The organism is Aquipluma nitroreducens (genome assembly GCF_009689585.1).
GTDB lineage: Bacteria > Bacteroidota > Bacteroidia > Bacteroidales > Prolixibacteraceae > Aquipluma > Aquipluma nitroreducens.
This window is the reverse complement of record NZ_AP018694.1, coordinates 729,947-749,206: the sequence shown is the minus strand read 5'-3', so window position 1 is coordinate 749,206 and position 19,260 is coordinate 729,947. Positions and strand designations below refer to the sequence as shown.

Here is a 19,260-nt window from a genome sequence, read left to right as displayed (position 1 = left end):
TTTAGTACCGGCACTTGGGTCGGTTAGCAACTCAAAAGCTCTTTGAGGACAATCGCCTCGTTGTGTAATTCATCTCTGGCACCAAAAATTAATGTTACATTTCCTTTGTTTAACTGTTCTTTCAGAATCGCTACTGACTCTTTGTTTTCGTTGAGTTCGTCCAAATAGCGTCTTTTGAATTCTTCCCATTTTTCGATGTCATGACTAAACCACTTTCGAAGTTCTGTACTTGGGGCAACATCTTTCATCCATAAATCAATGTTTGCCTTTTCTTTGGTCAGTCCGCGCGGCCAGAGCCGGTCAACCAGAATCCGCATATCATCTTCTTCAGGCTCCAGATATGCCCTTTTGATTTTAATCATGATAGCTGATTTTGTTTGGTTAATCTTCCGGAATGTTACAATTCAGGCAAGCAAGGGCGAAGGCGTCATATTCGTCATAGGCAGGTCCTAGCTTGCCGTTTATTGATATAATACGATCGATACGAACTTCGTCACCCGAATCGAAAACCAAATATTCCTCAATGCTTCCTTTCTTAATCAATCCCGTGATTTTACCCTTGGCTTCTTCCAACTCGGTGCCATTCCCGAAATAAAACACTTTGCTAAATTCCTTTTCCTGTTCTTCTGAAAACACTTCGTAATAAACAGGATAGACAGGACTAAAATCTGTTTTCATATTTTATATTCTTTTGTATTTCCGAATAATTTGGGATGAACTTTTAATCTATCTAGTAACTTATAATGATCATATCTTTATCGATGCCCAGTTCCAGTAATTGATCGCGGATCTGTTCAGCAAAATTACCCGGACCACAGATGTAAAAGGGCTGATTGGGCCTTGAAATCTGATCTTTCAGAATTTCAGGATTAATGTGTCCGTATAAAAAATTGTCTTTTTTCTCGCGCGATAAAATGTTAATAAAGTTTTTCCCAAGCATCTGGCCAAGCTCTTGCTGAAGAAAAATATCCTTTTCGGTTTTGTTGGCAAAAAGCAATTGGCTTCCGGCCACTCTGTTTTCGACATTTAGCTGGCGCAGTATCGCGACAAAGGGAGTAATTCCAGTACCGCCTGCAATAAACAATCCCGGCCCCAGATTTTTATACGAATCCCAGGCATCACTGATAATGAGCCTGTCGCCTTCCTTTAATTTCGATATTTCCAGCGTCATCCCGTTGTGTTCGGCGTAAACTTTCAAGATCAGTTCGAGATACTTTTCACTGCTTAACCCGGTTAAGGTAAATGGGGCATTCTCTCCCTGGAAACGTGGATTCTCAAGCGAAACTTCAATGGCTTGTCCTGCATCGAATGAATAATTCATTGGCCTCTCCAGCCTCAGGCGAATCACGTCGTGTGTTAACCAGCTCTTTTCAATTATTTTTGTAGTATGTTGCATTTTATAGGTTATTTTTAGTTATTTCAATAAACTGCTAGCTATCCTGAATACAACTATTCAGTGCCTACAGATAGCCTCAAGAGGTATCGATTTAATCCCATATCAGCCAGTGTTGCGTTATTGTCATGGTAGTGCGTAATCAAAGAATAGGGCATCAACATGGTATTTCGGAAACTCATGCCTGTACTCTTAATTGGTATTGTACAACTATTATTAAAAGTTTCAGCGACTTTGTAATTGTTATCCTGATGTTGAATACTTCTATGTAGATTTTGTTTGTTATCCATGGTATTATTGACTTTCTCGACAATACTTTGCAATCGATTCGACGTGGATTTTGGTTGTGTTTAAAATGGGAATACCGGCATAAGTTTCCGCAGTCAGAATTAACGGGAACTCAGTGCAACCCAGAATCAGAGAGTCGATATGTTGTTCTCTGACCATCTTTTCTATGATTCCGATCAGCAGTTCCCGTGTTTCATCTTTGAAAATGCCCAGTTCAATTTCGCTGAACAGTTTATAATTAATCAACTCTTTGTCTTCCTCGCCAGGCATAATCACTTCAATGCCTTTCTTTTTAAAAACATCAGGAAAGAAAGATGCGTTCATGGTAAATTCAGTTCCAAACAAACCGGCCCGTTTTAGCTCTTTACTTTTCGCTTCGTTGCAGGTGGCTTCAACAATACTGATCAACGGGATTCCAGACCTTTCCCTTAATTGGTCAAATAGCTGGTGTGGCGTATTCGCACTGAGGGCAGCAAAATCAGCTCCAGCCTGTTTCAAGCCTTCTATCTTTTCAGAAATATATGCTGTGGCCTGTTCATATTTTTTTTCTCTCATCAACCCAATGAAATGTGCCATATTCACACTGTAAATGATGATTTCTGGATAATCCAGATCTCCATTCCCGTTTTTAAAGGCATTGATAATTTCCTTGTAATAGTCAACGGTTGCCTCGGGTCCTAATCCTCCAATAATTCCGATTCGTTTCATGTATCAATCTTATTTATAATCTGTTTAATGTAGCCTCGCGTTTGTTAATTTTATTAGCCAGCGACTGTATGGTCTTTTCGTTAACCATCTTAAAAAATGAATCTCTTACCGGTGCATAATCAGCGTGTAGAGGACAGGGATTGTTGGTATCACAGCGCTTTAACCCGAAACCACATTTTGAAAAATATTCTTTGCCTTCCACTGCTTCTATCACTTTAAATAAGGTTATCGGGTGTGTTGGTTCATGAAAGAAAAAGCCACCTCCCCGGCCTTTCATTGAAGACACAATATTGGCACGGGTTAAGTTTTGCAGAACTTTTCCAGTAAATTGTTCCGGTGAATCAATCTTCTTGGCAATTTCCTTAAAACCAGGCCTTTCTCCTTCTATGTTTTGTATGTAGATGTATACCAAAGCCCGTATTGCATATTCAGTTGTTTTTCCAAGCATAGCCTAATTGTTTGATTTTAATGAATCTCCATTCTTCAATGGAATCAATTCGGGTAAATCTGAAGTTTTCATGTCGTTAAATTTTTCTCCAATTCGATAGCTTTTGGAAACAAAATATTGTTCTCCAGATGGATGTGCCTATGCAAATCGTTCTCGAAATCCCGAAGTTGCCTCAGGGTGATTTCATAAGTAGTGCAGGCGTCTTCAGGAAGCGTATAATTTTCTGAGAGTTTTGAAATCTGCTCAAAACGGTCGCCTTCCTGCTGATGTTCTGCCACCATCATAGAGATCGGGTTGGAAACCGGGCCAAAAGGACTATTGGGCAAAGCTGCTCCATTCTTCGATGATAGTTCCAGCCTCCGGATAAAAGGGAAGAGCATCAGTTCTTCCTTTTGCATGTGCATGGTCAAGTCACCTGAAGATTCTGTAAATAAGCTGTTTATTTCGAACAATTCAGGGTGATGGCTTCCATGTACCTGACAGATTTTTTCAAGATTTTTCTGAAGCTGGGGTATGCTTTCCCGTACATAACTATGATGTCTTTTGACGATATAATTACTAAGTTCCTCAAGGCTCAACCCATTGATATATTGTGAGTCTGCATCGTTTTGTTCAGCAATTAATTCCAGCTGGCCTATCAGTTTTTCAGGATCTAAGCCTGCATTTTTACATGCTTCTGAAATGGTTTTGTCCCCGCCACAACAAAAGTCAATGTTATTATCCTGAAAGACGGAGGCGGTTTTAAAATTTAACTTTACCAATTCTCCTATTGAAGTATTCTGTGATATTTTCATGGCTGCATGCTTTAAAATTTCAACGTAAAGTTATAAATAAAATATAAAAAGACCTGCATGTCTTTTTATATTTTTTGTTTAGCTTTGTGAAATGATTGTCAAATTATTTAAAACATATTAAACCCGACCTGTAATGGATGATTTTCTTGCTGCGAGGCTTCAAATGACCGTTTCATTTGTGTTTCACATTGTTTTTGCCTGTATTGGAATGACGATGCCCTGGTTAATGTTTGTTGCCGAGCTCAAATGGATAAAAACAGGTCGTAAAGTTTATCTGGATCTGTCGAAGGCATGGGCAAGGGGAGTGGCTATTTTCTTTGCCGTAGGCGCTGTTTCGGGTACTGTTCTGTCGTTTGAGCTTGGGCTGCTTTAGCCAAAATTCATGGAACATGCCGGAGCTATTATTGGGATGCCCTTCTCCTGGGAGGGAACAGCCTTCTTTCTCGAAGCAATTGCGTTAGGCGTATTTCTCTATGGAAGGAATCGGGTGAGTAACCGGATTCATCTGTTTTCCGGTCTTCTGGTCGGGATTGCAGGTGTAATGTCTGGTATATTTGTGATAGCGGCCAATGCCTGGATGAACAGTCCTTCCGGCTTTGAATGGGTCAATGGCCAGGCAATCAATATCGATCCGGTGAAAGCGATGTTTAACAAGGCCTGGTTTCAGCAAGCGCTGCACATGACGATCGCTGCTTTTGCATCAACCAGTTTTGCAGTGGCCGGTGTGCATGCTTTTAAGCTGCTTCGTCACAAAGGAAATGAGTTTCATCGGGGCGCTATACATATTGCCCTTTTGTTTGGCGCTGTTGCTGCCATATTACAGCCCATAAGCGGCGATATTTCAGCCAAAAATGTAGCGAAGCTTCAGCCAGCAAAATTAGCTGCTATGGAATCTTTGTTTAAAACCTCAGAACCCGCGTCGCTTGTTATTGGCGGCATTCCTGATGAAGAGAAAGAGGAAGTTAAATATGCTATTCATATTCCGCACTTGCTAAGCTTTTTGGCTCATGGAGATCCAAATGCCGAAGTGGAAGGACTGGATAAAACCAGTAAAGAAAACTGGCCTCCGGTTGCCATTGTGCATTTTGCCTTTCAGATCATGGTTTTTATGGGAATGTTTATGATGGGCGCAGGTATTTTATTCCTGATTTTCAAATTTAAATGGAAGGAAAACCTGGATAAAACGTGGTGGCTAAAGTTGCTGGTCTGGCTTACTCCAGTTGGATTTATTGCTGTTGAAGCAGGCTGGATTGTAACTGAAGTGGGTCGGCAACCCTGGATTATTTATGGTATCATGAAAACGAAAGATGCTGTAACGCCAATGCCAGGCGTTCAATATCCGTTTTACCTGATCACATTTATCTATCTTCTGCTGACGTTTCTGGTCGTATGGCTGATGCGGCGTCAGATATTGGCTGTTCATTCAAATGCTCAAAATCTAATCACTCATGACTGAATTTATCGTTTTTGTTTTGGCTATAGCAATCCTGTTATACGTGTTGCTGGGTGGCGCTGATTTTGGTGCCGGAATTGTTGAACTGGTTTCAGGCAAGAAGGGAATGGATACTATTTCGAAGGCAATAGCACCGGTTTGGGAAGCCAACCATGTATGGCTTATTTTGGCTGTTGTAATTATTTTTAATGGATTTCCGAAGGTTTTTGCGACACTTACAACCTATCTGCACATCCCGGTTTTCATTGTATTGCTGGGCATTATTTTTCGGGGTACCGCCTTTACCTTCCGGTATTACGATACGGCTAACGACAATACCCACAAGTATTACACGCAGTTCTTCCGGATATCAAGTTTGTTAACTCCTTTTTTCCTGGGCGTTACGCTTGGAGCAATCATGATGGGAAAAATTCCGTCGCACGTCGAAGGAATTTTTTACGATTCGTTCATTCAGCCCTGGTTCAATCTTTTCGCTTTTACAACTGGTATTTTTCTGACTATCCTATTCGCATGGCTTGCAGCAATCTATCTTTTGGGCGAATCCAATGACAAACAATCTTACCTGACTTTTTCGAGGACAGCACGCATTCTCTTCGTGCTGCTCGTTGTTTCCGGATTGGGGGTCTTCGTGGCGTCAGAATTATACGAACTTAATTTCTTTAGCCGCTTTATCCATTCTCCCGTTGCTATTATCTGCGTAGTTATTGCTACGGTAGTCATTCCCTTCTTGTGGCAACAAATAAAACGACACAACATATTAGTAAGCAGATTTTTGGCAGGAGTGCAAACAGCCTGTATTTTAACTGGTTGGTTTGCCATTCAGTTTCCGGTTATGGTTTATCTGGCCGACGGATCGCATTTGACGATCTGGAACAGTCGGGCCCCGGAAAAAACGATGACTTTGCTTGTTTACGCATTAATTGCCGGTATCTTATTGATATTTCCTGCCTTTGCTTATTTGTTTAAGGTGTTCAAGTTCAGGCAGGATAAACAGCAATAATCACAGTTCTATTAAAATAACGAGTTTAAAAGCCTGACCCATGAAAAACAAAAGAAATAAAATTGCCGGGACCGGGCAAACGGAAAAGGCAAGGCGTGAAGATGATAAGAATGAGCTCTCGGAAGAAGAGGTTATAGAAATGAAAATAGCCGTCAAAACCTATCGGGAACCAGCGCGTCCTTATTTTTCTTCGCCGTGTATGCTGTCCGAAATGGAAGATACTGAGGATACTTTTAACTTCTAAAAGTTGAGTCCGATCTATCAATATTGTCATACTGCGTCAGACTTTCTTTAGAGGAACTTCTCTAAGAAATCAATCAGAAATAACCATAATCGTGTTTATCGACATAGTAATTTCCATTTGCTTCCGGTTGAAATATCACATCGGTGATTTTGATGTGGTTCTCATTTTTCCAAGTCTTGTACACTACTTCACCTCCGACTTTTTCGGAGAAAATAGCTGTCCCCAGAGCAGAAAAAATAGAAATCTTGCTTTCCTTTATATTTTCAAATTCAGGAAATACAAGTTTTATGATAAATGTTGTATTTGTATTGCAACGTTGAAGCTCTACAAAAGAGTTCATTGTAACAATATCTCGCGGCACATCCTGAGGATTTACCTTATATGCTGACGAGATTTTCCTTTTTAATAACTGTATCTCATCAAATCTGGTTGTGTGCCGACCTTCAACAGCTCGAATGCATTTCCTCAGCAACTCGGAATCTAAAGTTGAGATAATCATCTTATTTGATCTTTGATTGTTACACATTTGCTTTATATAAATCCGCTGGCCTAATTGGAGATTAAAGTCAGCCAGCGGATGGTTAAATCTTTAGGCAAGCTAAAAGCTTTGGATCAGTTCAATTGTAATTTTTTACGCTTCGACATTTTTAGCTCTTCTTTCTTTGTTCTTTTCTCCAGTCGCTTCTCTTTAAGATTCTTACTGGGTTCTTTTAAGCCATTTCCTTTTTTTGCCATAGTTTTCATTTTAGAGTTAGACAAGAATATGACGACAACAAACGATTCGAAAGCTAAACATCAAAAACCCCATTTGCTTCGGGTTGATAAATAATGCTTTTAATTCTAATTCTTTTTTCGCCCAAAGGGGCATCAAACTTTATGATGCTTCCAACCCTGTAACCCAATAGCGCGCTACCTAAAAGTGAGAGAATGGAAATATTTCCCTTTCTAAAATCGGCATCTTTAGGATACACAAGCTTTATAGTCATCACTTTTCCGTTATCTAAATCAATTACCTCAACTTGAGAGTTCATGGTTACAAAGTCAGGTTCAATTTCTTTCGGATTTACCCTTTCGGCACGAGCAATCTCTTCGCATAAAATGGTTAGGTTACTGAGCTCTTCATTTTTAGCTTTCTTAATCGAACCAATCAGATTGCCTAGTCTAACATAGTCGTAATCAGTAATAATAATGTTCCTTTTCATATCTATTTGCTTTAATTTTTTTCTGAATTGAATAACTATTTTTTCTGTGATCTCTTTAATGTGAAATAATTTTTTCTATTCTGAGTTGCTTTACTTTTTCTCCATCCATGTAAGTTACAATATCTTGTTCTTGATGTCCCAAACAAACTAATCCCATCAAGCTATAAATTGAATAATCATCGTTCGATTTCACTTCTCCGGGATATACAATCCGTATTCGTTGTTTTATGAGTTCTGAATTGGTTATCAATACAGTCGAATTCATCCTGACAAAATTCTCAGGAATTTGATTTGATGCAAATTTGACACTAAAGGTCAAAGCCAGAAAAAGATAATGTAATCGCTTTGGATAAACCTCTTCTTTCCCAACATCAGTCTTTATCATATCCATTAGCCTGAAGTAATCAGAATAGGTTACCGACTTATTTTGAGTTTCTTTAACCTCAAATTCTTTAAATATTAATAGTTTTAACATATCTTCAATTTTAAAGAGAATTGTTGGTCTGATTTCTAAATTCGTAAAATTAAAATCGTATCCGATATTAATACATCGTATCCGATACAAACATAGTAAATGTTTTTATACTTTTACACAAAAAATATAATGATGGGAAATAAGTATGCTGTTCTAAAACAGTTGATTGACCTTTATGAAAGTTTTGAACTTGAGAATAATCAATTAGATGTTCTGAATTTTGCCGAGTGGATTGTAAGTAAATCTCACGAAGAACCTGAACTTCAGGAGAAAATAGCAGATAAAAAAATATCAGCTCGTAATCCGGGAGCTTCAGTCCCTTTTAAAAATCATTTTGATGATAAAATCAGGTTTCTGGAAGCTGCTGCCGGAATTGCCAGGTATCATGAATCTTATATACGGAAAGCGCTGAAAGATATGGTAATCAATTCTCGTTTGGAATTTCTATTCCTACAGGCAGTTGATATGTTGGAAAGAGCAAAGAAGACCGATCTGATCAATATTTATCATCTGGAATATACGACTGGTATGGATACAATCAGGCGTTTGATTAATAACGGTTTACTATTCGAGATACAGGATGAAACAGACAAAAGAATTAAACTGCTTATAATGTCTGATCAGGGAAGAGTTGTTTATGAGCAAGCCCAAAAGCGAATAAGTGATGAAAGCACAATGTTCTTTACTGCAATAAGTGATAATAAATGGAAGAAAGTTTTGCCAGTTTTGGAAGAAATTGATGATTTTCATAACGAAGTTTTCCAAAAGCATAACGCAAAACCTTTTGCCGAATTGTCGAATTTAATGGATTCGCTCAAGCATTTGTATAAATAAAACTTTAAAATGGGAATCACATTTCGAAATATCAGCAGGCCGAACAATCCGAAATCCGGTTACTTGTTATTCCGTTTTTCACGTACATGATTCACTTAATTCTGCCAACGGTTTTTTTTCTGTGTTTGATTCAATCTATATTGAAAGACTTTTTAAAATCCGATATGAAATGAATTTAATCATAGCTAAGAAAAGCATATCTGCTAATGTGGCGAATCTTGAAATTAGGACTTCGACCGTTTTAAACGACATCAGGCCGGGTCGATATATTTCGATTCTCATAGAAAAAGATAAACCTGGCATTCCCGCAGCAGTTCTGAAATTCAATCAGGAAAATGAAACAATTACAGTATTAGTTTTTGTTGCAGATAAATACACCCAACAATTAGCTGAATTGAATTTCGGAAGCGAAATTTTCAGGATCAATGGCCCTTTTGGTTATCCCATGCTAATAGAAAATTTTGGTACGGTTTTATGTGTTAGCGACGGACCCGGTGCTGTTATGCTTTTACCTGCTTTAGCTTCACTTCGATCTGCAGGAAATCGAATCATTACCATTCTTACGGCTCGAACTTTGGATGGCATCTTGCTCGAAAACGAGATTAGGGCTATTTCGGACGAAGTAACTGTAATTACCGAAAGCGAAGATGGTGGAAAAAAAGTTGCTGTTTGTAAGACAATTACACAAATCCTGAGAAGCAGCAAAGTCGATCATGCATTGGTAATCGGTTCGGCTACCACGATCAAGAATACATGTGTACATACCCGCAAATACAACATTCCGATCCAGGCAATTCTATATTTGAACAAAACTGTGCAAAGCACAGGTCATGGTATTTATAAGGTAAGTGTTTCCAGCACAAACAATGCGGTTTGTGTGGATGGGTTCGACTTTAACGCATGGTATCCAAATCTGGAAGAAATGGTCAAAAGGTTTGGATGCGAGGAGGATATTCCTTGCAATACAACTGGCAACAACGTAAAAATTCTCGTTTAAACAGCATAGTGAATTTACCATGAAAGGCGCTGGATCGGTCGAATTGAAATTTTGGCTGTTTTCGCGCCTTTTGTAATAAATTAAATCAATTATGTGTTAATTTCGAAAAGCTTCTGAACTTTAACCCAAAAGTTCAGTAAATTCAGATTTAATCGGAAAATATGTCTAAAAATTCAGATCCGTTTCTGCCAGGAAGTAAGATCCTTCATCTGAAGGATCTTACTTTCCGGATGATTGAAATTCTTGATAAGGAAGAGGATTTAAAACAAGCATTACAAAAAGTTTGTGACGCTATTGCCGGAAATTCCATCCCCAATAATTCTATTTCGGTATGCATTTCGTTTGATGGTCAAATCTTTAAAAACCAATCATTCGATGAAACTTTGGTGATGGCAAAACGCGATTTTGAATTGCCAGATCGTAAAAAGGGAATTGTTGAACTGTATCTTTTCCATCAAATTATTTCCGGTACATCTGGATGGGTTATTGAAGTAGCTGAATCGACACTGCAAATGATAACCACTTTGCTCATTGGAATTATCTCAAAAATCCAACTTGGAACATTGGCCTTTAATATGGGGGAGCGCCAAAAAGAGTTAAAAGGTATAAATCGGACTTCGGAGATCCTTAAGAGTGGAAAAACGCTCGAAGATTCGTTGCAGGAAATCTGTTCTATTTTGCCTGAATCGTGGCAATTCCCGGGCGAAACTGTTGCCCGGATCAGTTACGATAAAAATGTCTTTCAGAGTCGTCATTTCAGGGAAACAAGATGGAGAATGGTTCAGGGTTTTGACGCGCCCGGAAGAAAAGAAGGAACGATTGAGATTTTTTATCTGAAGCAGTTCCCGGATGCCGATGAAGGTCCTTTCTTAAAAGAAGAACGGGAATTGCTCGTTAATCTGGCAAACCTGATTGCTGGATCGGCAACCCATGACGTATTCAACAAGCTTCAGCACGAGAACGTGGAACGCTTAAAAGAACTAAAGGCCATCAACCAAACAACCCTTATTATTGACGAAGGCAAATCGGTGGATGAAACTTTGATGGAAATATGTGCCATTCTACCTAAGTCGTGGCAATATCCAAAATATACGGTGGCACGCATCCGGTTTGAAGGGAAACATTATCTGAGTCCCAATTTTACAGAAACAGCCTGGTTGCAAACCGAGAGTTTTGTGACCATCGACAATAAAAAGGGCTCGATTGAGATTTTTTACCTGAAACAATTTCCGAAAGAAGACGAAGGGCCTTTTTTGCATGAAGAGCGCAATCTGCTGACGAATATTGCCAGGCTGATCAGTGGATACCTGAATAATTATAAGGGCCGAGAAATCATTCACCGGAAAGGGATTCCAGCTCAAGTTATTTATCCTTCCGATGAATTCAGAAACTCGCTGATCAAAGACAAAAAGCCGCTTCAGCTATATTTTAACCAGCAAGCTATCGACAAGTACGTTTATCTCGACATGATGAAGTACAAAATCAAGCATATCCTTTTTGTGGCCACTTTGTACGATGCTTTTACCCTTGAAAATGAAGACTCGTTTTTTGAGAAATTTATGGGGGAAGCTTATCAATACAGCCTGTTTTCAGTTCCACGAATAACAGGGGTATCTACTGCCGAAGAAGCGCTCAGTTTGCTCGAAACTACTAATTTTGATCTGGTTATCTTAATGGCAGGAATGGATCGTACAGCACCAATTCTTTTAAGTGAGCAGATTAAAATCAGGAATGAGGCGCTTCCCATTTACTTGCTCCTGAATAAAAAAAGCGACATCAAATACTTTGAGGAGTTGGTGCCTACAATTCGGTCGGTTGATAAATTGTTCGTATGGAATGGCGATTCGCTAATTCTTTTTGCCATCGTAAAGTCAACTGAAGACAAAGTGAATGTTGAAAACGATACTAAGATCGGTTTGGTTCGTGTCATTTTGTTGATCGAAGATTCGCCACTTTATTATTCCAAATACCTTCAGTTTTTGTACGACATTGTTTTTGGACAAGTACAACAATTGTTGCCCGAATTTGAGAAGAACGAGCTCGATAAGATTTCGAAAATGAGGTCGAGACCCAAAATACTGTTGGCCAGGAATTATGAAGAAGCAATTGCCATTTTTAATAAATACAAAGACTTTTTACTCTGTGTAATTTCGGATGTAGAATTCGATCGTGGTGGAAAACTGGACAATCACGCTGGTGTGAGTTTTATTAAATACGTCAAATCGCACATTTCAAAGCTTCCTATTATTTTGCAATCGTCAGAAATACGTAACGAACAGGTTGCCAGGGATCTTGAAGTAACTTTTATCAACAAAAATTCGGAAACATTACTGAACGATCTCAAACATTACCTAACCAGATATTTGGGCTTCGGGAATTTTGTGTTCCGTGATAAAGAGGGGAATAAAATAGGAGTGGCCAAATCGTTGCGCGAGTTCGAAACCCTGCTTCAGGAAGTTCCCGACGAGTCGCTTTTCCTTCATGCATCTGAAAATCAATTGTCAATATGGCTAATGTCGCGTGGTGAAATTCAACTTGCACGAATGCTCAACCCTGTATCGGCCAATACGTTCAAAGACATGGACGAGATGCGGAAGTTTTTTCTGGATAGCATTAAACATTATAGGGAAGATAAAAAGAAGGGGAAAATCCTGAGTTTTGATGAAACATCAAGCCTTGACGAAAAAAATATCGTGTCTTTCTCCGGAGGTTCGCTCGGAGGAAAGGGGCGTGGCCTGGCATTTATCAACACGCTGATTTACAATCTAAATTTTCCGACACTCGCCAACCGGATAAATATTCTTGCCCCAATTACGGTGGTGATCGGTACGAATGAATTTCAGCATTTCATCACGAAAAATAAGTTGTTCGATAAAATTTTAGATCCTGATATTTCGTATGCCGAATTGCGGCGCCATTTTGTGGATGCTCATTTATCGATTTCGCTCCTGAAAAAATTACGGGTTTTTGTCTCGCAAATCGACAAACCGATTGCCGTACGGTCATCTAGCTTGTCCGAAGATTCGATCACACAGCCATTTGCTGGAGTTTTCGATACCTATATTATTCCGAATTACACTGTCAATAAAAAGATAATCCTTGAACGGCTTTCAACGGCAATCAAACTGGTTTATGCTTCCACTTTTTCAGAGAAAGCCCGGAACTATTTTTCGATTATCAATCACAAAATTGAAGAAGAAAAGATGGCAGTCGTGCTTCAGGAGTTGGTTGGGAACCAATACGGCGACTTTTATTATCCGCATATCAGTGGGGTTGCCCAGTCGTACAATTATTATCCGGTAGCCAATATGAAACCGGAAGAAGGTTTTGCCGTTGCAGCAGTTGGCCTGGGAACCTATGTGGTGGATGGGTGGAAATCGTTCCGTTTTTCGCCCAAATATCCCAAAGTTTGCATTCACAGCATTAAAGATTTACTGAATAACTCACAGGTACAGTTTTACGCGCTCGACTGCCGGGATAAGAATTTTGATTTTCTGGAAAATGGTGAACTGGCCGCTCTAAAACTAATGGATATCAGCGAGGCAGAGAAGCATGGAACGCTGAATCACTGTGTTTCGGTGTACAATCCGAATAACGACCGTATTGAACCTGGCTTGAGCGCTTATGGCCCACGAATTGTAAATTTTGCCGATATTCTGCTGTACAACTATATACCGCTGGCCGAAACCATCAGTATTTTGCTGAATACCATTAAAGAAGCTTTTGGTTCTCCAGTCGAGATTGAATATGCTGTTGACCTCGAACGTACAAAGAACGGTTTGCCAACGTTTTATCTGCTTCAGATTAAACCATTGATAGGCAATCAAATTTTGCGAAATATTGTGATCGATCAGTTGGACCAATCACAAATGGTTTTATATACACGGTCGAGCTTGGGTAATGGCGAAATAAAGGATATCCGGGATGTAATTTATGTGGATAACACTACATTCAGCAAACTGAAAACGATTGAAATGGCAGCCGAAATTGAACAATTGAATAACCAGATGATCAAAAATAAACGACACTATGTTTTGATCGGACCTGGCCGCTGGGGAAGTCAGGATCGGTTTGTTGGAATTCCGGTAAACTGGTCACAAATATCGAATGCCAAAGTCATCGTGGAAGTAAGCCTCGGTAATTTCCCGCTGGAATCATCATTGGGGTCGCACTTTTTCCACAATGTAACCTCAATGAATATTGGGTACTTTTCGGTTCTGCATTCCTCGCCTACCGATTTCGTGCGCTGGGAAATGTTGAAGAAACTGAAAGTAATAAGTGATACCAAATATTTCAAACACGTTCGTTTTAAGAATCCGCTGACCATTTTAATGGACGGAAAGTTAAAGACTTCAGCAATAATTATTAATCATGATTGACATTGCCATCTTTGATGAACATAGACTGGTGCTGGAAGGTGTCTCTGGTCTCTTATCCGGAATTAGCGACTTTCGGGTTGTTCTTTCCTGCGATAATCGCGAGGTGCTGGTCGAAAAATTGAAATCAATACAAATTCATGTATTGATACTGAATATGCACGACATTTCGGTCCGAAACCTAAACCTTATTGTACAGTTAAATATCAGCAGCCCGAAATTAAAAATCCTGATTGTCTCGGTTATTGATAATGAAGAGATTGTGCTTAAGACCATCAAAGCTGGAGCCAAAGGTTTTCTCGGAAAAGACGCGGATCGGAATAGTTTGATGGAAGCAATTTACACACTGCGTAACGGGCATGATTATTATAGTAAATCAATTACACATTTGTTGCTGAACCGCTATATTTCTGGTCTTAAAGCCGACGAACTGAGTCAAAGCGCCGACCTTGCCAATTTGAGCTCGCGCCAAGTGGAGATCCTCAAACTTTGGGGCGAAAGCCAAACCAACCAGGAAATTGCCGACCGCTTTTTTATCAGCGTCCGTACGGTTGAATCGCATAAGAACCACATCATGCAAAAACTCAACCTAAAAAGTACCGTTGATTTGGTGAAGTTCGCGATTAAAAACAATATAATAGAAATATGACCGGCAACTGAAATATCGATTGCCAGAAATTTGCTTCAATTGATTTCCCCGTTGTGATTCAATCGGTACTTCGCATTTTCTCCCCTACGTAAAACACGGAATTCAACCAGAACTTATCGCAGTTAAGTTTATGGATATTATTTTTAGGCATTGAAGGTTTTGGATGCTAATCGTGCCAACTTCAAAATTCTGGTACAAATCAAAAAAATCATATCTAGAAAATTTATTATGGCAGACATTTTAAACGTAAGAGTTAACGAGTTTATGGCAAAAGTAATTGCCAAAAACCCTGGAGAATCAGAATTCCATCAGGCAGTAAAAGAAGTGGTCGAATCATTGATGCCTTTCATCGATGAAAACCCAAAATACAATCATGCAAAAATTCTGGAACGCATGGTAGAACCTGAACGGGTAATGATGTTCCGCGTTCCTTGGGTCGACGACAACGGCGAAATTCAGGTAAACAGAGGTTTCCGCATCCAAATGAACAGTGCAATTGGCCCGTATAAAGGCGGTCTGCGCTTTCATCCAACTGTAAATCTTGGTATCTTGAAATTTTTAGCGTTCGAGCAGGTATTTAAAAATAGCCTGACAACACTTCCAATGGGCGGTGGAAAAGGTGGATCTGATTTCGATCCGAAAGGAAAATCGGATAACGAAGTCATGCGTTTTTGCCAAAGTTTCATGACCGAACTTCAGCGCTTTATTGGCGCTGATACCGATGTTCCTGCCGGTGATATTGGTGTTGGTGGTCGCGAAATCGGCTTTCTGTATGGACAATATAAACGCATCAGGAACGAATTTACCGGCGTATTGACTGGTAAAGCGATTGAATGGGGTGGAAGCTTGATCCGTCCGGAAGCAACTGGCTATGGAGCTGTTTATTTTGCCGACCAAATGCTGAAAACCCGCGGACAGGACTTGAATGGTAAAATTGCAACAGTTTCGGGTTCTGGAAACGTGTCGCAATATGCCGTTGAAAAACTGATTCAGATGGGTTCAAAAGTGGTTACCATGTCCGATTCATTAGGATTTGTGTATGATCCTGCCGGGTTCGATGAAGAAAAGCTGGCTTTTGTCTTGGAATTGAAAAATATCCGCCGTGGACGTATCAAGGAATATGCTGACAAATACAATGTGCAGTATTTCGAAGGTCAGACTCCATGGAATATTAAGTGCGATGTAGCTTTCCCTTGTGCAACACAGAACGAAATTAACGAAGACGATGCCAATATGCTGATAAAGAATGGCTGTTATGTTGTTTCGGAAGGCGCTAACATGCCATCGACCCCCGAAGCTGTTGAAGTATATCTTAAAGCAAAGATCCTTTATGGACCGGGCAAAGCAGCCAATGCAGGTGGTGTATCCACATCTGGGCTTGAAATGTCGCAAAACTCGATGCGTTTACCTTGGTCGCGCGAAGAAGTTGACGCACGTTTGCACCAGATCATGATCAACATTCACGAAACCTGTGTAAAATACGGAACCGAAAAAGATGGGTTTATCAACTACGTAAAAGGAGCCAATATTGGCGGATTTATCAAAGTTGCTGATGCCATGATGGTTCAGGGAGTTGTATAAATCATTTGATATTACATAAAATATAAAAGGCTGTTCCTTGAGGTTCAGCCTTTTTTTACACAGAAGAGGCTATGTTAAATCAATCCCGTTAGCTTCGGGTTGGAAAAGAACTTTTCCGATCTTCACAGTTTGAGTTCCCTCTGATGTTCTATATGAAATCGAATCTCCCACTTTAGCGCCCAACAAGGCACAGCCCAAAGAAGACAACACTGAAATTTGCCCATCTTCGTGATTTGCTTCATGCGGGTAAACCAATTTCAATTCTATTGTTTTACCTGTTTCCACGAATGTAACTTCTATACTCGAACCCATTGTTACAACATTAGGCTTAATCTTTTTGGGAGCAACCTTTTTCGCCGTTCTGATTTCGATATTCAGAAAATTCAACTCCCTTATGTTTTGATTCCTCTCATCAAGTAACCTATAGATTAATGAGTTTAATCTCAAGTAATCCAATTCCGTCAAAATAATTTCGTTTCCCATGGCCATTGATTTTTGAATGTACTCTATAATTGTTTTGACACCTAACCATTAAGTGTAAAATTCGATCAGCCATTTTTATTAGATAAAATCGTATTCGATATATTTATATCGTATCCGATTTAAAATTACCAAATATTTGATAAATTACCACCATAAGCATATTACAAAAACGGCCTGTAAATTTGCTCACTGACCTGAATGTAAATAAAACGATCGTTGTGAATCTTTCAGGAATCAATCCATTTTAATTTACATCACCCTAAATGCTTTCCGAGCTGGAGGATAGTGACGAATTTTTTAATCAGTAGTGCAGCCTTCAGATGCAGTCGATACCAAACTGATGTATTTTTTTAATATACCGGAGGTCGCCTTGTATGGTGGCTTTTTCCATGCTTTTCTTCGGACGGCAATTTCGTTTTCGCTAAGTGCAACTTCCAGTCGGTTATTGACTGCATCGATGGTAATCATATCACCATCACGCAGTAATCCGATTAATCCTCCTTCTGAAGCTTCAGGTGTAATATGGCCAACAACAAAGCCGTGAGAGCCACCGGAAAACCGGCCATCGGTGATTAAAGCAACATCTTTACCAAGTCCGGCTCCCATGACCAAACTGGTTGGTTTTAACATTTCAGGCATTCCCGGGCCGCCTTTCGGACCCGAATTCCGGATTACGATTACATCGCCTTTTACAACTTTAGTTTGAATACCTTTTATGGCTTCAAATTCATCTTCAAATACTTTGGCAGGGCCGGTAAAAAGTTCGCCTTCCTTACCCGTGATTTTAGCCACAGCTCCGTCTTCAGCAAGGTTTCCGAAGAGAATCTGTAAATGACCATGTTCTTTAATTGGTTCTGTAAATGGCCTGATAATCTTTTGTCCTTGTGCTAAATCGGCTACTTCTTCCAGATTTTCTCCCAGAGTTTTTCCTGTCACTGTCAGGCAGTTGCCGTCGAAGTATCCTTCTTTCAGGAGAAATTTCATTACACCAGGGATACCTCCTGCATCATGAAGGTCTTCGAATAAATATTTTCCACTGGGTTTTAAGTCAGCCAGATATGGAGTTTTATTGCTTATTCGCTGAAAGTCATTGATATTCAGTGGTACGCCAACAGATTTTGCCATGGCAATCAGGTGGATTACAGCGTTTGTCGATCCCCCCAATGCCATGATTAAAGTGATGGCATTTTCAAACGCCTGCCTGGTCATGATGTCTTTTGGCATGATGTCTTTTTTCAGGAGGTTTTTAATAGCTCTCCCAATCTGTGAGCATTCTAATCCTTTTTCCTTACTCAGCGCCGGATTGGACGAAGAATAGGGTAAACTCATACCCATACATTCAATGGCTGCAGCCATCGTGTTGGCGGTGTACATGCCTCCACAGGCGCCTGCACCGGGGATGCAGTTTTTGATAATTCCAGCATAATCTTCGTCTGAAATATCTCCTTTAATCCGCTCACCATAGGCTTCAAATGCCGATATAATATTCAGGTCTTCACCTTTCCACCGTCCCTTTTTAACGGTGCCGCCATACAACAGAATCGATGGTCTGTTAAGGCGCCCCAAGGCGATCATGGCGCCGGGCATATTTTTATCGCAACCTACGATGGGGATAACCGCATCGTAAAACTGTGCGCTTACAACTGTCTCTATCGAGTCAGCTATTATCTCTCTCGAAGGCAACGAATATTTCATGCCTTCCGTTCCATTGGTTATCCCGTCGCTCACTCCAATGGTATGAAAAATTAAACCATACAAGCCATCCTCATTGTCCACTCCTTTTTTTACTTCCTCCGCCAATCCATTTAAATGCATGTTGCATGGATTTCCCTGAAATCCGGTGCTCACGATGCCAACCTGCCCTTTTCTAAGATCGCTTTCGTTCATGCCTATTGCATAAAGCATGGCCTGAGCTGCAGGAAGGCTGTCATCCTGAGTAATTTTTTCGCTGTATTTATTTAGTTTTCTGTCCATACCTTAAAATTTTTGTGTGGGCTATGCCAGATTGTGCTTTTCAGAATAACGGTCCAAACCTCTGTTTTGTTTGTGGGTTCACATAATCCCATTGAAGCCATGCACGGCATTCTTGAACATGGTAGCTGTCACGAAGGGCATAAAGAATAATAAAATACAGTCCTCCTGAAGTAGCAAGATTTCCTGGGAAACTGACATTAAATGCAAAAATCCGAGAGAAGTTTTGTGCCACACAACCAAATTGATTGGCAGATAAGTAGATTTGAATTTAAATTGAATATGAATTTTGGGAACTTAAAAATGTATTCGCTTTGGTCGAGTAGCATCAGTAGCGGTCATGTTGCCACATAGTTTCCAATGG

Annotated in this window: 19 protein-coding genes and 1 pseudogene; 8 read left to right on the top strand and 12 right to left on the bottom strand. The window is 39.8% G+C overall.

Translation table 11 applies throughout. The annotated features are described in order from the left end of the window. Positions 1 to 23: 23 nt before the first annotated feature. The 6 genes from AQPE_RS03080 to ric all read right to left on the bottom strand — a co-directional run bounded on the left by AQPE_RS03080 (position 24) and on the right by ric (position 3,631). The gene (locus AQPE_RS03080) at positions 24 to 362 is read right to left on the bottom strand and encodes a DUF488 domain-containing protein (RefSeq protein WP_318349582.1); all 339 of its coding nucleotides are present in this window, start codon (positions 360 to 362) and stop codon (positions 24 to 26) included. Between the two features lie 19 nt (positions 363 to 381). Continuing rightward, entirely contained in the window at positions 382 to 678 is a 297-nt protein-coding gene (locus AQPE_RS03075) for a hypothetical protein (protein WP_318349581.1), read from the bottom strand. Between the two features lie 52 nt (positions 679 to 730). Further along, a complete protein-coding gene (locus tag AQPE_RS03070; RefSeq protein ID WP_318349580.1) occupies positions 731 to 1,396 on the bottom strand; it encodes a ferredoxin reductase domain-containing protein in 666 nt (221 codons plus the stop codon). A gap of 291 nt (positions 1,397 to 1,687) precedes the next feature. Beyond that, complete coding sequence (locus AQPE_RS03065; RefSeq protein WP_318349579.1) at positions 1,688 to 2,389, bottom strand: aspartate/glutamate racemase family protein; 702 nt, start codon at positions 2,387 to 2,389, stop codon at positions 1,688 to 1,690. 13 nt (positions 2,390 to 2,402) lie between these two features. After that, positions 2,403 to 2,837, bottom strand: a complete 435-nt coding sequence (locus AQPE_RS03060) for an RrF2 family transcriptional regulator (protein ID WP_318349578.1) — start codon at positions 2,835 to 2,837, stop codon at positions 2,403 to 2,405. Between the two features lie 68 nt (positions 2,838 to 2,905). Continuing rightward, positions 2,906 to 3,631, bottom strand: coding sequence for an iron-sulfur cluster repair di-iron protein (gene ric / locus AQPE_RS03055; RefSeq protein ID WP_318349577.1), 726 nt, complete (start codon positions 3,629 to 3,631; stop codon positions 2,906 to 2,908). Positions 3,632 to 3,764: 133 nt separating this feature from the next. Here ric and AQPE_RS03050 point away from each other — a divergent pair. The 3 genes and pseudogenes from AQPE_RS03050 to AQPE_RS03040 all read left to right on the top strand — a co-directional run bounded on the left by AQPE_RS03050 (position 3,765) and on the right by AQPE_RS03040 (position 6,328). Continuing rightward, a pseudogene (locus AQPE_RS03050) lies at positions 3,765 to 5,087 on the top strand (cytochrome ubiquinol oxidase subunit I). Beyond that, entirely contained in the window at positions 5,080 to 6,084 is a 1,005-nt protein-coding gene (locus AQPE_RS03045) for a cytochrome d ubiquinol oxidase subunit II (RefSeq protein ID WP_318349576.1), read from the top strand. Before AQPE_RS03050 ends, AQPE_RS03045 begins: the two are co-directional and overlap by 8 nt. A gap of 40 nt (positions 6,085 to 6,124) precedes the next feature. Then, positions 6,125 to 6,328, top strand: a complete 204-nt coding sequence (locus tag AQPE_RS03040) for a hypothetical protein (RefSeq protein ID WP_318349575.1) — start codon at positions 6,125 to 6,127, stop codon at positions 6,326 to 6,328. A gap of 73 nt (positions 6,329 to 6,401) precedes the next feature. On the opposite strand, the gene AQPE_RS03035 is transcribed toward AQPE_RS03040, so the two are convergent. The 4 genes from AQPE_RS03035 to AQPE_RS03020 all read right to left on the bottom strand — a co-directional run bounded on the left by AQPE_RS03035 (position 6,402) and on the right by AQPE_RS03020 (position 8,005). Then, positions 6,402 to 6,827, bottom strand: a complete 426-nt coding sequence (locus AQPE_RS03035) for a GreA/GreB family elongation factor (protein WP_318349574.1) — start codon at positions 6,825 to 6,827, stop codon at positions 6,402 to 6,404. 113 nt (positions 6,828 to 6,940) lie between these two features. Next, positions 6,941 to 7,063 (bottom strand): hypothetical protein, encoded by a 123-nt coding sequence (locus AQPE_RS03030; protein ID WP_318349573.1) that lies wholly within the window; start codon positions 7,061 to 7,063, stop codon positions 6,941 to 6,943. A gap of 53 nt (positions 7,064 to 7,116) precedes the next feature. Further along, positions 7,117 to 7,530 carry a GreA/GreB family elongation factor gene (locus tag AQPE_RS03025; RefSeq protein WP_318349572.1) on the bottom strand — a complete coding sequence of 138 codons (414 nt, stop codon included), beginning with the start codon at positions 7,528 to 7,530 and terminating at the stop codon, positions 7,117 to 7,119. A 55-nt stretch (positions 7,531 to 7,585) separates the two neighbouring features. Continuing rightward, a complete protein-coding gene (locus AQPE_RS03020; RefSeq protein WP_318349571.1) occupies positions 7,586 to 8,005 on the bottom strand; it encodes a GreA/GreB family elongation factor in 420 nt (139 codons plus the stop codon). 132 nt (positions 8,006 to 8,137) lie between these two features. On the opposite strand from AQPE_RS03020, the gene AQPE_RS03015 reads away from it, so the two are divergent. From AQPE_RS03015 to gdhA, 5 genes are all read left to right on the top strand, one after another. Next, positions 8,138 to 8,839, top strand: a complete 702-nt coding sequence (locus AQPE_RS03015) for a winged helix DNA-binding protein (protein WP_318349570.1) — start codon at positions 8,138 to 8,140, stop codon at positions 8,837 to 8,839. A 169-nt stretch (positions 8,840 to 9,008) separates the two neighbouring features. After that, on the top strand, positions 9,009 to 9,836 hold the full coding sequence (locus AQPE_RS03010; protein ID WP_318349569.1) for a hypothetical protein: 828 nt from the start codon (positions 9,009 to 9,011) through the stop codon (positions 9,834 to 9,836). Positions 9,837 to 9,997: 161 nt separating this feature from the next. Beyond that, entirely contained in the window at positions 9,998 to 14,215 is a 4,218-nt protein-coding gene (locus AQPE_RS03005) for a PEP/pyruvate-binding domain-containing protein (protein WP_318349568.1), read from the top strand. Next, positions 14,208 to 14,861 carry a LuxR C-terminal-related transcriptional regulator gene (locus AQPE_RS03000; protein WP_318349567.1) on the top strand — a complete coding sequence of 218 codons (654 nt, stop codon included), beginning with the start codon at positions 14,208 to 14,210 and terminating at the stop codon, positions 14,859 to 14,861. The genes AQPE_RS03005 and AQPE_RS03000 overlap by 8 nt, the downstream gene beginning before the upstream one ends. Positions 14,862 to 15,089: 228 nt before the next feature. Next, a complete protein-coding gene (gene gdhA / locus AQPE_RS02995; RefSeq protein ID WP_318349566.1) occupies positions 15,090 to 16,442 on the top strand; it encodes an NADP-specific glutamate dehydrogenase in 1,353 nt (450 codons plus the stop codon). A gap of 69 nt (positions 16,443 to 16,511) precedes the next feature. On the opposite strand, the gene AQPE_RS02990 is transcribed toward gdhA, so the two are convergent. Further along, a complete protein-coding gene (locus AQPE_RS02990) occupies positions 16,512 to 16,925 on the bottom strand; it encodes a GreA/GreB family elongation factor (protein ID WP_318349565.1) in 414 nt (137 codons plus the stop codon). Positions 16,926 to 17,222: 297 nt separating this feature from the next. Further along, a complete protein-coding gene (gene ilvD, locus AQPE_RS02985) occupies positions 17,223 to 18,899 on the bottom strand; it encodes a dihydroxy-acid dehydratase (protein WP_318349564.1) in 1,677 nt (558 codons plus the stop codon). Positions 18,900 to 19,260 lie beyond the last annotated feature (361 nt).